General features: G+C 57.0%; 19 protein-coding genes. 7 read left to right on the top strand and 12 right to left on the bottom strand.

Translation table 11 applies throughout. The features are described from left to right. Positions 1 to 193, bottom strand: a 193-nt coding sequence (locus tag TR61_RS20300; protein WP_216595439.1) for a hypothetical protein, incomplete at its 3' end; no start/stop codon positions are given. A gap of 241 nt (positions 194 to 434) precedes the next feature. On the opposite strand from TR61_RS20300, the gene TR61_RS18405 reads away from it, so the two are divergent. Further along, positions 435 to 1,037, top strand: a complete 603-nt coding sequence (locus TR61_RS18405; RefSeq protein WP_157440981.1) for a hypothetical protein — start codon at positions 435 to 437, stop codon at positions 1,035 to 1,037. Positions 1,038 to 1,400: 363 nt separating this feature from the next. Here the strand turns inward: TR61_RS18405 and TR61_RS18400 are convergent, their stop codons facing one another. From TR61_RS18400 to TR61_RS18370, 8 genes are all read right to left on the bottom strand, one after another. Continuing rightward, entirely contained in the window at positions 1,401 to 2,267 is an 867-nt protein-coding gene (locus TR61_RS18400) for a transglutaminase family protein (RefSeq protein ID WP_050931994.1), read from the bottom strand. A gap of 272 nt (positions 2,268 to 2,539) precedes the next feature. Next, complete coding sequence (locus tag TR61_RS18395) at positions 2,540 to 3,061, bottom strand: hypothetical protein (protein WP_050931993.1); 522 nt, start codon at positions 3,059 to 3,061, stop codon at positions 2,540 to 2,542. A gap of 71 nt (positions 3,062 to 3,132) precedes the next feature. Next, on the bottom strand, positions 3,133 to 3,270 hold the full coding sequence (locus TR61_RS20040) for a hypothetical protein (RefSeq protein ID WP_157440980.1): 138 nt from the start codon (positions 3,268 to 3,270) through the stop codon (positions 3,133 to 3,135). A gap of 175 nt (positions 3,271 to 3,445) precedes the next feature. Then, positions 3,446 to 4,552, bottom strand: coding sequence for an alanine/ornithine racemase family PLP-dependent enzyme (locus TR61_RS18390; protein ID WP_172677023.1), 1,107 nt, complete (start codon positions 4,550 to 4,552; stop codon positions 3,446 to 3,448). Between the two features lie 11 nt (positions 4,553 to 4,563). Continuing rightward, positions 4,564 to 5,763: an N-acetyltransferase DgcN family protein gene (locus tag TR61_RS18385; RefSeq protein WP_245626929.1), complete on the bottom strand. Its 1,200-nt coding sequence runs from the start codon at positions 5,761 to 5,763 to the stop codon at positions 4,564 to 4,566. A gap of 87 nt (positions 5,764 to 5,850) precedes the next feature. After that, positions 5,851 to 6,609 (bottom strand): hypothetical protein, encoded by a 759-nt coding sequence (locus tag TR61_RS18380; RefSeq protein ID WP_082182041.1) that lies wholly within the window; start codon positions 6,607 to 6,609, stop codon positions 5,851 to 5,853. An 82-nt stretch (positions 6,610 to 6,691) separates the two neighbouring features. Continuing rightward, on the bottom strand, positions 6,692 to 7,045 hold the full coding sequence (locus tag TR61_RS18375) for a hypothetical protein (RefSeq protein WP_050931990.1): 354 nt from the start codon (positions 7,043 to 7,045) through the stop codon (positions 6,692 to 6,694). Then, positions 7,042 to 7,356 carry a hypothetical protein gene (locus tag TR61_RS18370; RefSeq protein ID WP_050931989.1) on the bottom strand — a complete coding sequence of 105 codons (315 nt, stop codon included), beginning with the start codon at positions 7,354 to 7,356 and terminating at the stop codon, positions 7,042 to 7,044. Before TR61_RS18370 ends, TR61_RS18375 begins: the two co-directional genes overlap by 4 nt. A 242-nt stretch (positions 7,357 to 7,598) precedes the next feature. Between TR61_RS18370 and TR61_RS18365 the strand changes: the two genes are divergently transcribed. Both TR61_RS18365 and TR61_RS18360 read left to right on the top strand, forming a co-directional pair. Continuing rightward, on the top strand, positions 7,599 to 8,015 hold the full coding sequence (locus tag TR61_RS18365; protein ID WP_050931988.1) for a hypothetical protein: 417 nt from the start codon (positions 7,599 to 7,601) through the stop codon (positions 8,013 to 8,015). A gap of 170 nt (positions 8,016 to 8,185) precedes the next feature. Then, complete coding sequence (locus TR61_RS18360; RefSeq protein ID WP_050931987.1) at positions 8,186 to 8,386, top strand: hypothetical protein; 201 nt, start codon at positions 8,186 to 8,188, stop codon at positions 8,384 to 8,386. 56 nt (positions 8,387 to 8,442) lie between these two features. On the opposite strand, the gene TR61_RS18355 is transcribed toward TR61_RS18360, so the two are convergent. After that, positions 8,443 to 9,174 (bottom strand): Crp/Fnr family transcriptional regulator, encoded by a 732-nt coding sequence (locus TR61_RS18355; RefSeq protein WP_050931986.1) that lies wholly within the window; start codon positions 9,172 to 9,174, stop codon positions 8,443 to 8,445. Positions 9,175 to 9,328: 154 nt separating this feature from the next. Between TR61_RS18355 and TR61_RS18350 the strand changes: the two genes are divergently transcribed. After that, positions 9,329 to 9,565, top strand: a complete 237-nt coding sequence (locus TR61_RS18350; RefSeq protein WP_050931985.1) for a hypothetical protein — start codon at positions 9,329 to 9,331, stop codon at positions 9,563 to 9,565. A 38-nt stretch (positions 9,566 to 9,603) separates the two neighbouring features. On the opposite strand, the gene TR61_RS20525 is transcribed toward TR61_RS18350, so the two are convergent. Further along, the gene (locus tag TR61_RS20525) at positions 9,604 to 9,738 is read right to left on the bottom strand and encodes a hypothetical protein (protein ID WP_281178082.1); all 135 of its coding nucleotides are present in this window, start codon (positions 9,736 to 9,738) and stop codon (positions 9,604 to 9,606) included. Positions 9,739 to 9,994: 256 nt separating this feature from the next. Between TR61_RS20525 and TR61_RS18345 the strand changes: the two genes are divergently transcribed. The 3 genes from TR61_RS18345 to TR61_RS18335 are packed head-to-tail and all read left to right on the top strand — an operon-like array spanning position 9,995 to position 11,999. Further along, entirely contained in the window at positions 9,995 to 10,201 is a 207-nt protein-coding gene (locus TR61_RS18345) for a cold-shock protein (protein ID WP_050931984.1), read from the top strand. A 39-nt stretch (positions 10,202 to 10,240) separates the two neighbouring features. Next, positions 10,241 to 11,269, top strand: coding sequence for a fatty acid desaturase family protein (locus tag TR61_RS18340; protein ID WP_050931983.1), 1,029 nt, complete (start codon positions 10,241 to 10,243; stop codon positions 11,267 to 11,269). A 49-nt stretch (positions 11,270 to 11,318) separates the two neighbouring features. Continuing rightward, on the top strand, positions 11,319 to 11,999 hold the full coding sequence (locus tag TR61_RS18335; RefSeq protein ID WP_050931982.1) for a hypothetical protein: 681 nt from the start codon (positions 11,319 to 11,321) through the stop codon (positions 11,997 to 11,999). 196 nt (positions 12,000 to 12,195) lie between these two features. Here TR61_RS18335 and TR61_RS18330 read toward each other — a convergent pair. After that, the coding region (locus TR61_RS18330; protein ID WP_050931981.1) for a tyrosine-type recombinase/integrase at positions 12,196 to 12,666 on the bottom strand (471 nt) is incomplete at its 5' end.

Raw genomic sequence — 12,666 nt, 5'->3', positions numbered from 1 at the left:
CATGATCGCCCGGATCGCCACCGGTACAAAAATGCGCAGTTCGCTCGGCATAGCAGATGAGATTTCTGACGGTGTGCTCCAGTACTATCTTCGCATGATCCTCTGCGGCTGAGAACAGGGCAATGCTTGCATAATACAGCAGTTCGACTTGGAAACTGAGCAGACGCCGCCCGATTTCGACTAAAAGCCGCATACAGAAGCCCTTCGAGACGACGGGACCGCTTCGCGAGGTCCGCTTTGGCGCCCGAACGACCGCTTCTCCCAGCACCTGCCATTCGGCACTGATGCCTCCGACGTCTCAGATGCGGACAATGCCGCCGTTCGCGGCAAGTCGCTTGAACGGCTGCAACGTGGACATACCGGAAATTGACTGCACCTGCCCGTTTGAGCGGCGCGGATGTAGCGAGTTCCATTTCACGTGCTATCGTTCCCCGATGAAAGAACAGAATCATCGGGAAAAACAAATGGACTGCACATGCGCCAAGGTACCGCTATTAAAATTCTTTTGGGCGGCGTCATTGTGCATGATTGCTGCAGGCACTGCCGAGGCAAATACCGAATGCAGCTATAAGAGCATTGCGAATAAGGTGAAGACCATAAGCCTACTTCGGCAGGTCGAGAACTCCATTAACACGCTTGCGCTGGCCCAAGTGGATGCGATCGCCGATGTTTCGACCGGCGTTCACACTTTGGAACTCTACAATGACGAGAGCGGGTTTTACGGACCTCTGGGTGGGTTGCGCAAAACGACCGACAAGAACGAAACCGTACTCGGTAATCTGGACAAGTCCATCCGTAGGTTGGCGACATTTTCAGCTATTGAAACCCGATACGAAGACCTTCGCGATAACTATCGCGAAATCGTCAGGGCTGGCTATGAAGTGCTTAACCGGCTTGAGGCAGACGATCCGGCAGGTGCGACCCGGCTGTACGCAAGCACTACGGTGCCCGCGTTGAACGAGGCCCGGGCTGAGGCCTACACTACGATGGCTACGCTTGAACGATCGATGTCGATGATAGGGTTTCGCTGCAAGTGAGTTGAACGTGTCGGCAATTTGGGCTCGTCGCCGTCATCTGACTGTTTCGGTCAGGTGACCGCTGTTTGGCGCTGAGCGGTCATCCAGTGCAGTCAAAACGCAGTTTCGAGCCTCGACGTCAGCTTCTGCCGACATCAGACCTTCCGAAGATCAGGCGCGATGACCGAGTTGCGGACAAAGCGGACTTATTCTCTTGCAGCTTTCGCTGACGCAGAAACCTCTCGCATTTGCGACATACGTTTCGCCGCGTTGCAGCCATTTTCGCCGAAGCGGTCTTTTGCCCTGCCAAAAAGGGCACCCGGACAAACCGTCCGAACGCCGCATGATAGTCGGCGAATGGACGTCCCGTTCTTACCGGCGTAATCACTGATCCTCAACACGCACAACCACCTCCATCGAGAGCAGATCGTTACCTTCTCCCTGGAAGCTGCCGGTTACCGGAGCGACCTGTGATATGTTCCGCGCAACGGCCACCGGGATCAGGTTGGCCGACCCCACCGACCTGTTCGTTGGGTCGAACGGGACCCAGCCTGCCCCGGGAACGAAGACTTCGACCCATGCATGCGTAGAACCCGAGCCAGCAGATCCTCGTCGATCATCACTGGGGTCGCGGAGGTAGCCGGACACCAGACGAGCCCCGAATCCCAGCGTTCGGATAGCCTCGGCAAAGAGGACCGCAAAGTCGCGACACGAACCGTAGCCCCGGTCGATGGTTTCGAGTGGTCCTTGCGTGCCTTCGCTCTCGCGGATCTCATATGCAATTTGAGCTGTGATGCCATTGCTGACGTCCTTCAGGAGCGACAGCGTATCCGTTGGCCTGCGCATCACGAATTGCTCGACCCAGTTTGACAAGCGCCCTGCGTCGTCTTGGTATTGTGGCGCAGAAAGCGCCCCGAGATCTGTCAAGTCTTCGGCGGAGTAAAGGAATGGGTAGGACGTCGCAGAGGCCGCGATCGGGAAGACAGGCCAGTCAGGCGCGGTGAGGATGGCGGTCGTGTGGGAGCGAATCGAAAGCGTCTCCGTTGAGTCATCAAAGTTGGCGATGGCGATGGCGTTTCCAGCAACATCGTGGGACCAGTCGATGCGGGCCGTCGGCGTGATTTCAAGATCGAAAGCCGTCAATATGAGATCCCGCGTTTCGCGAGGACGCAACATCAGCCTGTGTGGTCCAAGGACCACGGCGGTGCGATAGCGATAGGTGGTCGTGTGTGCGATCGTGATCGTCGGCATGCAGCAGATCTAAGTCGACCGACCGCCGGAGCGAGACCGACCTTTGCTGACGCCTTCGGGCATTGCAGCCCGCCACACTGTCGAACTTTTGCACCTTGCACAGATGCGCTGGCCGAACCCTTCGCTCCAAAACGAAGCATCACAACGCAAGCAGTTCCGCAGCTTCGGCACATCGCCGAGCGCGCGGATCGGGTGATCCATCAGGGTGTCGTCGACTTTTGATTTCATCAGTTCCTCGCGTTCTTTTGGTCCCTGAAATCGCGTTTCGGACATCATACGGAAACAGAAGAAGTGCGCGGTCGGCACGGCATCCCTTCATTCTCGGCGTCATGAATGTCCGAAGCGTCCCGCGAAGCCCCCTGCGCTGTTGCTTTTTCGGCCTCAGCGTCCGCGTCATCCATGTCAGTCTGTGCCGTCCGCGATCCCGAGTAGAGATGGCGCAAATGAGCCTCAGACACCCCGTCGGCCTTCATGACGAGTTGCACCATTGGATCGGCCAGCATTTCTTCGAGAAAGACCTGTGAGAGGTCCTTGCCGGACAGTTTGTCTTTTGCGCGGGCATGGTCGAGATCGGCCAGCGACACAGTCAGGCTCCGCGTCAATCCCGGATGGGACAGGCGTGGATGCAGATGGACCACGACTGAGGCCTTCCAGGCTTGAGGGTCCTTGTGATCAGGTGGTGAGGCGAGTTCTGTCTCGATATCATACTCACCGGCAGGAAGCGTTTCGTCGAAGCCGGGAAGTTTGAAAGGCCGGTCAAAAACCGCGACGGTCTTGGTTGTTTGGTCGTTCATTGCCGGTGATCCTTTCAATTGAGCGGTTGTTTCAAGACATTGAGTAAAGCCAGCTACTTCCGATGCAGGCTTCAGGTTTTCTTCGGACCCGGAGAACCCGATTTCGCAGCAGTTTCCCGCACCTTGATTTCCGTTTCTTTTTTCGGCGGTTCCGCAGGTTTGGATTTCAGTATGGCAGCAGCTCTGGTCGTCAGGTCTTTGAAAGACATGATCTTCATCCTTTTTTTGGGTTTTCCGCGGGAATTTTCGGGCCTCGATCAGGCTCGGATTCTCGAATGCGGCTTATATGTATATGTGTATTGACCGGCCGTATTACTATGGCGCGGTGTCGGACAAGTCTGCGAGATATGACTTTCGTAGTTCCCGCGGTCGATCATCTGGGCGTCATACCAGCGTCAGGTAGGGTTGGGTCTCGCAATCCTTCGAGCTTCCGTTCATCTTTTGCTTGCCATGAACGGTCTTTGCGACATCTGGGGCGCTCATCGCCCGCATGAGGGCACTGTAATTCATCCCCATTTTCATCTCGGAGCCAACGGGCACGGTGGATTTGACTGTGTCGACAACTGTGTGGTCGCTTGTCGCGCCGATGAACATAACTCCTGAGGGAAACGTAAGGCCGCTTGTGTCGGTGTCCTGCTGCCCGACAGCAAGGATCGTTCGGGTTCGGAGGTCATCATTCCGAACCAGTTTGAGTATCCCAAACTCCGGAACAATTGACGCAGGTGGTATTGCGCTTGGTTTGTCCCTTGTTTCGATCACCTCGGCAAAAAGGGCAAAAGCATCAGTATGAAGGCCAGTGATCGGATGCCCTGTTACGGGGTCGGTGCCCAACAGGATCGCCTCACCCAGGCGCAGGTTGTTGACCCGCCCGGTCGAACCTTCACCTAGCGCCCATGGCAAATTGGCCGAGCCGCCACCAGACACTAAGGCCACATAAGGCCCACATTCGCCTTCGACCTGATCGGCCAGTCGCGAGAGCATGGCTAGGTCGCCGGCCGTCGGTGCCACGTTGCCCAAGCAGGCGAAGTTTGCGGCGATGCCTTTGAGGGCGACGCCCGGCGTTGCAGCGACTTGCGCCGCGACATCATTGAGGTCCTCAGGCATGACGCCGTCGCGCATATCGCCCATTTCGACCATCAAGATGATATTGTGCACAATGGCCTTTTCCCTAGCGGCAGCGCCGAGATTCTGGATCGTGTCCATTTCCGTATTGTAGCTCGCGTCACAGAATCTGATGACGTCTTTTGTCTCGTGCGCCATTGGAGCGCGTATTATCGAAATGGGGCAACGGATCCCCGCCGCATGCATTCTAATTATGTTGCTGACGCGCGCGTCAGCAAGGCCAAAAACGCCGCCGTTCAGCATCGCTTTTGCGACGTCAGGATGACCGCAAACGGCCTTGGTCACACCCGTGACAGAGATGCCACGGGCGCCAAGACGTCGGACGAGATATCGCGCGTTGGCCCGGATCTTGCCCAGATCAATTTCCACCCGCGGCGAGGTCATTCCGCGGCCGCGAGAGGCAAGGGCCGCAACTGCGGAAAGGCGGCCAGGACCATGTCGCTCAGGTGCACTTCCGGCCGGGTCAGCGCGTCCGTAACCGGAATGCCGAGGTCGCGTGAAAGACTGTCAATCGCACGATTAACCTCGGTGCCCGTCATCGCTTCGTGGTTGAGCGTGATACCAATCACCCGTGTGTCAGCAAAAGCTTCGATTAGGGTAATTTCGCTTTTTGGCCCGGGCACCGGCATGGAAGGAAAGTCGCAGCGATGAGCGCGTTTGGGCGCATGTTGAAGAACGACGGCGTGCGGCTGGCTGCCGCGCAAGATGAACGCCGAGGTGCAAAAAGCCGGGTGGCTGAGCGCACCTTGTCCTTCGATCAGGATGACGTCTGGTTCGTCGCCGCGAGACGCCGCGACAATAACGCGTTCAAGCTCCCCGCAGCAAAACTGCGGTGGCACCGCGTCCAAGGCGATCCCGTATTTTGCGCCCTGCATGAGCCCCGTCTGGCCGGTACCCACGAGGATGGTCTTGATACCACGCTCGTTCAGTTCCCTGGCCAGAATGGTCGCTGTCGTCCGCTTGCCGATTGCACAATCTGTTCCCAGTACGGCGATGCGAATTGCCTTCACCCTGGACACGCTTCCGTCAAACAGACGCATGTCCTTGCTTGGGCGGTGTTTGCGGATATCACGGATCGTCACGTTGGCCGCCTCAGCGGCGTTTGAAATCTCGGGATCATCGCCGAAGTATTCGTGCAGACCATTGACGATGTTCATGCCAAGCGCGATTGCGTCCAGCACGACCTCTCGATCTGCAGGTGACATTTTGCCGGTCGAGGGGGCCATCCCGTAAATCAAACTATCGGGTATATGCGCTTCACGCGTAACCGCAGCCTCGAGATCTTGAACGATGGGGATTGCGTTACTCACATTGTCCAGCACCTGCCCGCTGTCTTGCCCTTCAAGTTCGCTGTCTATGACCGAAAGAATGCGGTAAGCTTGGCTGTAACGGACAAGCCCGTTTGCGGTCTTGCCGTCGATCTGCCCGAAGTTCCCCTCACAATAGACAACTGCTGTGGGCACACCTTTTGTCAGCGTTGTGTTGGTGTGAGATCGGCGGGAGGTGGACATGCCGGGCGGGGCTTGTGGTCCCATCGTGGAAAGCCCTGTCGTCGGGGTTTGTGCGGTGTACGGTTTCATGATTGTTCCTTTGCAAAGCGGGCTGGTCGGGTCCGATCACAAGACGCGTTCGGGCCGGCAGGCGCGTTTCAATTTCGATTGCGAGCGCTAGTCGTTCAGGACGCAACGCCCTTGCGAGCGCTGAAAGTTCCTGTGGCACTCCCAGCGGTTTCCCGATCGGTCGAGATGCGCATTGTCAGGGAGGTCGATCTTCGTGCAGCCGTCGTCGGACTCTGCAAAGCCGCGATGGCACTTCCAGCCCCGGCCATAGCTTGCATCGTCGAAATAGGCATTTTCCGGGACGACGACGGCCACGCAGGTGTTATCGCGTTCGAAATAGCCCCGCTCACACGTCCATGGCTGCCCGTATCCCGATCCATTCAGAAAGGCGTTGTCGGGGACCGCGATTGCGACGCAAGTGTCGCCTTCGACCTCGTAGCCACGGTCACACAGCCATTCCGCTCCATAGCCACGGTCAGACAGGTATGCATTTGGGGGCAAATCGATCTCCAGGCAGAGATCATCGACCTTCGTGTAGCCACGAAGGCAGCTCCAGCTTTGTCCCGACGGGTCGAGATATCCGCCATCGGGCACGACGACCTCAAGACAAGTCGCGTCATCGACCTCCTGAAAGCCGTGCAGGCAGGCCCAGCCCGAACCATAGGTTCGATTTGTCGCATAGGCGTTATCCGGAACGGCGATGGCAAGACACGCATCGCCGTCCTGACGAAATCCCCGAATGCATTCCCACCCGTCGCCCCAGCTTTTGGCCTGCGCGTTTTCCGGAACCTGAGAAGCTTGCGCTTGTGCGAACACCAGCTGCGCGTTTGCGATCAGAGCGGCGACAGCAAGTACGAGGAGTGACACAAAGGACAGAACAAAACGACCGTCCTTTTTTGGAAGCAGCCGTTCGGCACCCTTAGGCATGACAGATGAGGGATCGAAGTGTTTACGATGCATCAAGGTCGAGACCTTCGATGCATGCTTGCGCCAGCTCGCGGTTCGGACCCTCGGATCCTGGCATTGTAGCCCAGCCCGAATCCATCACGGCATCACGCCGCCTGAACGACGTTGCCTCCCGGATCGTTTCGAGCTTTGCAGTGCGTTCAACATCAGTGCGGGACATGTCCAAGCAGAATGGCACGAGCGCCGCGATGACTCGATCCTCGGCCATCTCGCTCGCCATCTTCTCAGCATTTGAGCCTGTCACCCAACCTCCCCAAGAGAACCCAACGATGCCAACAAACGCTGCGCCAAGCAGCGCGCCATAGATACCGGGTTTCAGCCATTCAGGTGTCGTCATGTCGTGTCCTCCTGCGGGGAAAGTGCCGCTTCGCTATTATTGGTGGTTTCAGAGTCGGCCCGGTCACATGCAATTGCATGCTCCAGCTCCTCCTTTGTGATCATTTGCGGCGTCGTTTGACCCGCATTACTCCCTCGCCCCCGGACCATCAGGTATTTCGCGGTGCGCCGGTAAGCCTCGAAGCTCAGCCCTTGTAGAAGCTCTTCCTCGACAACAATTTCATACGTTCCTGCCGGAAGCTCCAGCTGGTTGTCGTTAAGCGTTAAGTCGTTGGAAAACGTCACCATTGATTTGGTCGAACGCGTGAGCATCCTAGGTCTCCATTGAATAGAATGCTGAACTTTCCGCCGCCGCCACCGTGGCTTGCGGCCACAAGCACGCCTCGTTGAAACAAGGCAGTTGCACGCACACTATGCGAACTTTTGGACTGCGATGCTGATCGAAGTTAGCCCCGGTCGAGTTCTTTGCTGTCAGCCTGGCATGTAAAGCCAATCCCCCGCTTCAGACACCCGTGTGCATCTGTTCGCGTCAGTCTCACCTCGAAAGGAAACCCATGTCCGCCTCAGACGTCCTTAGACCAGATGGCAGCGACTACGATGCCTTCCTCTTCTCGGCAGTGGGTGAGGACAGAACCGGCACAGCCGTTACGGTCCTGTCAGCGCTTGCGCGTCTTGACCTTGAGCCTTGGACCGAGGCGCGGGAGCTCTCACAATTGGGCCCGGATGACGCGCAAGTCCGACTGACGACGCATTTTGAAGCGATAACCGACATTCCGGCGCTGGCGCTGGCAAGCGAGAGCAGAGCAGTAAAGCTGCTGTCATTACTGCCGAAGAGCGCACCGCTTCGTGATTCGAAATCACTCAAAACAGACACCATCAGTTTTCCAAAGCTTTCGATGTCTTGGACAATGATGGCCGTCGTCGGAGTCGTGGTTCTAACATGGTTCTTTTATCTGGCTCAGACGGGCTAACCTACGTCAGTGCGAAGAAGCGGAGAACGCGAATAGGTGACACTGTCCACTGCAAGTCAAGGTGGCGATTTTATCGAGTATTCCAGAGGCGCGGGAAACATGTAGTGCTCCCTCGTAATGCATGGTCTCCGCGCCTCTTTTTCTCGGACCGTCCAGGAAAGGACAATTCCATGAGTGAAGAAAACCAAACTGAGGAAAACCAGACCGTGAAACACATGGCCTCCGTAAAGGCTGCCTGGGACAAGGCACCCGAAGGCCCCAAGAAGGCCACGGCGCTAAAGCACTATCAGGCCGCTGAAAAGGCCCATGAAGCCGAAAACGACGAAGAGGCCCACAACGAGCTCAAGCAAGCGAGCCGCGCCTTGATGTGATGCCGAAAGTGCGATGTGATCTTGGGCCGTCCGAAGGCAGACCTCGGGCGGCCTTCTCAGGGCAAAAGGGGTCGCGCGTGGTCCAGGTACGCAGGATCGAAATCGGCCACTGTCACCAAACCCTCGTAATCTTCAAACACCACCAAACCATCCCGAAAGGTGACGAGCCCTTTTTCCCGAAGCTTGCGCAACACACGGTTGACATGGATGGCGCTCAACCCCAAAGCGTCGGCCAGATGATACTGTGTGAGCGGGCACGCATAGCCTTCCTGGCTGCCCATCCCAACCAGTGACAGCCTGACGCCAAGCTCCAGCAGGAAGTGCGCCATGCGCGCGTCCGCGTTGCGCCGTCCCAACCCAACAAGGTGTTCCACAACCATGGCTTCGTCGCGTGATACCGCCCAAAGGATCGCGGTTGCAAGCCGTGGCGTCTCTGCGAAGGCTTGCAGAAGGTCGCCTACCATGACTTCGGCCGCCTCAATTTCAACAATCGGCTCGATGCCGTGATCGGAGGTGTGCAGAAGAACGCTGCGCAACCCTAGAAAATCACCCGGTATCTGAAAATCAACGATCTGGCGTGATCCGTCCGGTTGAACCTTGTAAGAGACGACCCAACCTGCCGCCAGAATATACGCCGCTTGTTCCGATTGGCCTTGATGCACAAGGTCTCGTCCCGCTGAAAAGGATTTCCGTCGCTCATGCAACCGATCCAGCACGCCAAGTTCCGACGCCGAAAGCTTGACGAATGCAGAGAGCTTTCGGGTGAGCGGGCTGGTTTCAACTTTCATAATTGGCCCCCTAAGAACCTGCGAATGCGCCCAAAAGAATTCTCCATAGAGACTGCTTTCGATCAGTGCGGGCGACAGAAAGCACTATGACAGTGTCAAACAACTTCACGACCTCGCTCGTTCACTATTCGACGAACGAAAAAGGAACGCTACGATGTCAGACCGACAAGACCCGGCGGGCATGGCCGCCCTCTCGATTTGCGAGGCCTTGTTGCTTGCACTGCAAGATCGCAACGTGCTGCCGGACAGCGAGACCGTCGGAATTCTACGCGATGCTGCCGAAACTCACGAAAAAGCAGACGGGTCGAAATCCAAACGGCAATTGCATGCCGCAACCGCCGATCTGATCAACGAAATCCTCGAAGAAGGAAACCTGACACGCAAATCGTGAGGTTGTCTGCACCAACGTGAAGTCCTGCGACGGGCTTGTTAGTCCTGTGGCGGATCGACCGGCTTGGTCCCCGATACGGCACCTTCGTCAGTGTTGGGCGTTGATTTCGTTTCTTTTTCTTGAGAGGCCTTTTTGTCGGCGGCCTCTTTCCTTGCCAGGTCGTTGAACGACATATCGGCTTTCCTTTGCGTGCCGCCAGGGCGCCTGGCAGCTTGTCAGACATAGAGGATCGTTGCCTCTTTGGCAAAGGAAACCTCGGCTTCCCGGCAACGGGTGCCTTGTAATCCTTCCGGTTGATGGCCACTTATTTGGTGCTACTGACCTCCATTCGACATTCTGTTTTCCTTCACCGGCTCACAGCACTCGACATTGTCGTAAGAAGCCGGGCTGCCGCATGTTGCGGGCAGCGATCACAAAAGGAAAATTCACATGGCCAATGGCACAGTGAAATGGTTCAACACCACCAAAGGCTTCGGCTTCATTGCACCGGAATCCGGTGGCAAGGATGTGTTTGTGCACATTTCGGCACTTGAACGGTCGGGCATGACAACCTTGAACGACGACCAAAAGGTGACATTCGAAGTAGAGCCTGGCCGCGACGGCCGCGAAAGTGCGACAAACATCGCGCTTGCCTGATCTTTGCAAGCGGGCGCTCCTTCGGGGTGCCCCATCATCATGACCAAGCCCGCCACGACGACCCAACCGCAACGCGATGCATCCGAATGGTCACGCCTTATGGCGCCATACCGCACACCGAACCCGACCCGAAGTCTGTTTGAGGTGTTCGTGACGGTTGCACCGTTTGTCGCGATTTGGGCCGTGGCTTGGTGGTTGCTGTCGGTCAGCATGGTGCTGGCCGTCATCTTGGCATTGGGAAACGCGGCCTTCTTGGTTCGCCTTTTCATGATCCAGCACGATTGTGGCCACGGGTCCCTTTTTCGCAGTCGGCGCGCTTGCGACTGGTTGGGACGTGTCATCGGCGTGGTGACGCTGACGCCCTATGATGTCTGGCGCAAAAATCACTCGGTCCACCATGCGACAACCGGCAATCTGGACCGTCGAGGCATTGGCGATCTGCCGACGCTGACGGTCAGCGAATATCGGCAGAAGGGGCGGATCAGCCGGATCTTGTATCGCCTTGTCCGCAATCCTGTCTTTCTGTTCGGGGTGGTGCCGTTCTACACCTTCTTCCTCCAGAACCGCCTGCCGGTCGGCTTGATGCGATCAGGATGGCACTATTGGATTAGTGCGCTCGCAACAAATGTTGCGATCTCGATAGTCTTGGCGACCCTCGTCTGGCTCGGCGGTTGGCATGTCCTGTTCTTCGTGTTTTTTCCGACGATGCTTCTCGCTGCAATGGCCGGCATGTGGTTCTTCTACATTCAGCACCAATTCGAGGAAACCAGCTGGCAACGCGACGAGGATTGGAACATTCAGGAAGCAGCCCTAGAGGGCAGTTCGCACTATGCGCTGCCCAGAATTCTGCGCTGGATCACCGGGAATATCGGCGTCCACCACGTTCATCATTTGGCCAGCCGCATCCCGTTCTACCGTCTTCCGGAGGTCCTTCGAGACCACGACGCCCTCGCCAACGCCCAGCGTCTCACTCTCCGTGAAAGCCTGCGCTGCGCAACGCTGGCGCTCTGGGATGAAAAGGGCGAACGGCTGGTCTCTTTCGCCGAAGCACGACGGCTGACCGCGTAAGGCGGTCACATCGATACACGAAACTCAATAATCCGGGAAAGGATTCCCCATGACACGTTCCAGTGCACAAGGCCGAACAGATGCGGGCCATGACCTCTTCAAAGGCATGACCAAGACGAAGAAAGTCAAGGAAAGTAAGAAAGCAACACCGGCCCCGATCCAAGTCGGCGAACACGGCAGATATCAGATCAAGTCGGGCCTACTCGCGGGCAAATTCGTTGCACGCGCCTTTGCCAAACCGCCAACGAAGGCGCGCGGCTTGATGGCCGAGGCGACGGGTGAGACCGAAGAAGCTGCGATCATCGCATTGCATTCCGCCATCGATGCGCGCGAAGCCCGTAGGGCCGATGATCGCAGAACAGATCCTCGCAAAGGGACGCAGGTACCAACATCCGACGAATACGTGGAAGCGCTCCATTCTGTAAACCTGACGCGTCCTCAGCGCGCCATGTTGATGGCGTTGTCGCTGGAGGAAGCGGACGGATTGGCAGAGGTTAAGGTTGCAGATGCTGGCAACTACAAGTCCACGACCTCGGCCAACAGAGCGCTCGCCAGCGTGGGCCGTATGATTGCGAGCTATCTGTCTTCGGGAACAGGTTCCATACGGCCTTCAAAGGGCTCAGATGGAAGCGCGCTCATTGGGTATCGAGATGTCTCCGAACATGACGAGAAGACTGAGAGCTGGATAGTGCACCCCGAGCTTTGCGCCGCCATCCGTAACATTATGTAATTCAATGGGTTAGCTATCTAACTGATTGGCAAATTTGGGTTGACTGACAATCCACTCGAACCAGAGTTTGTCCAGAAATACCGATGCGATCGGACGTCAGGAGGACGTTTGGCGGCGCTGGTAACTTTGCGTCAATTGCGCTGCGTGCGGCAAGTCGGCCCGCAAAGACAGGCGGCACCAGCCGCACGCCTAGTGCCTAGAGGTCAATATTCTCGGCGATACTCAGCGCATCTTCGAGTTCAACTCCCAAGTAACGCACTGTGCTATCGACCTTCGTATGACCGAGCAAGAGTTGAACCGCGCGCAGGTTGCCTGTTTTCCGGTAGATCTCAGCAGCTTTTGTTCGGCGCAGCGAATGCGTTCCGTATCCACTCGGCTCCAGGCCAATCGCCGACACCCAATCGTGCACCAACCGGCCATATTGACGGGTTGAGATGTGAGGGCGATCGTGGAAGCGGCTGGGAAACATGAACGAGCAAGCCAACATCTCGGGTGATTTGACCCAAGCCAGGACAGTTTCCCTTGTGTTTTCCGTCAGTTCAAACTGAACAGGCCGCTTGGTTTTGCTCTGGATCACCGAAACCCGTGCTCGGACCCGATCCTCTTTGACCAGATCGACCACGGCGAGTCTAACCAGATCACATCCGGTCACGTCCGTCAATGTGGT

The organism is Aestuariivita boseongensis (assembly GCF_001262635.1).
Lineage (GTDB): Bacteria > Pseudomonadota > Alphaproteobacteria > Rhodobacterales > Rhodobacteraceae > Aestuariivita > Aestuariivita boseongensis.
This window is presented reverse-complemented; position numbering and strand designations above follow the sequence as displayed.

Coding starts and splice junctions, on each gene's coding strand:
- TR61_RS18360 (WP_050931987.1), top strand. CDS start 8,186: ATGAGTGAAGAAAACCAAACTGAGGAAAACCAGACCGTGAAACACATG.
- TR61_RS18365 (WP_050931988.1), top strand. CDS start 7,599: ATGTCCGCCTCAGACGTCCTTAGACCAGATGGCAGCGACTACGATGCC.
- TR61_RS18340 (WP_050931983.1), top strand. CDS start 10,241: ATGACCAAGCCCGCCACGACGACCCAACCGCAACGCGATGCATCCGAA.
- TR61_RS18385 (WP_245626929.1), bottom strand. CDS start 5,763: ATGAAACCGTACACCGCACAAACCCCGACGACAGGGCTTTCCACGATG.
- TR61_RS18335 (WP_050931982.1), top strand. CDS start 11,319: ATGACACGTTCCAGTGCACAAGGCCGAACAGATGCGGGCCATGACCTC.
- TR61_RS18405 (WP_157440981.1), top strand. CDS start 435: ATGAAAGAACAGAATCATCGGGAAAAACAAATGGACTGCACATGCGCC.
- TR61_RS18395 (WP_050931993.1), bottom strand. CDS start 3,061: ATGAACGACCAAACAACCAAGACCGTCGCGGTTTTTGACCGGCCTTTC.
- TR61_RS20040 (WP_157440980.1), bottom strand. CDS start 3,270: ATGTCTTTCAAAGACCTGACGACCAGAGCTGCTGCCATACTGAAATCC.
- TR61_RS18370 (WP_050931989.1), bottom strand. CDS start 7,356: ATGCTCACGCGTTCGACCAAATCAATGGTGACGTTTTCCAACGACTTA.
- TR61_RS18345 (WP_050931984.1), top strand. CDS start 9,995: ATGGCCAATGGCACAGTGAAATGGTTCAACACCACCAAAGGCTTCGGC.
- TR61_RS18375 (WP_050931990.1), bottom strand. CDS start 7,045: ATGACGACACCTGAATGGCTGAAACCCGGTATCTATGGCGCGCTGCTT.
- TR61_RS20525 (WP_281178082.1), bottom strand. CDS start 9,738: ATGTCGTTCAACGACCTGGCAAGGAAAGAGGCCGCCGACAAAAAGGCC.
- TR61_RS18355 (WP_050931986.1), bottom strand. CDS start 9,174: ATGAAAGTTGAAACCAGCCCGCTCACCCGAAAGCTCTCTGCATTCGTC.
- TR61_RS18400 (WP_050931994.1), bottom strand. CDS start 2,267: ATGCCGACGATCACGATCGCACACACGACCACCTATCGCTATCGCACC.
- TR61_RS18350 (WP_050931985.1), top strand. CDS start 9,329: ATGTCAGACCGACAAGACCCGGCGGGCATGGCCGCCCTCTCGATTTGC.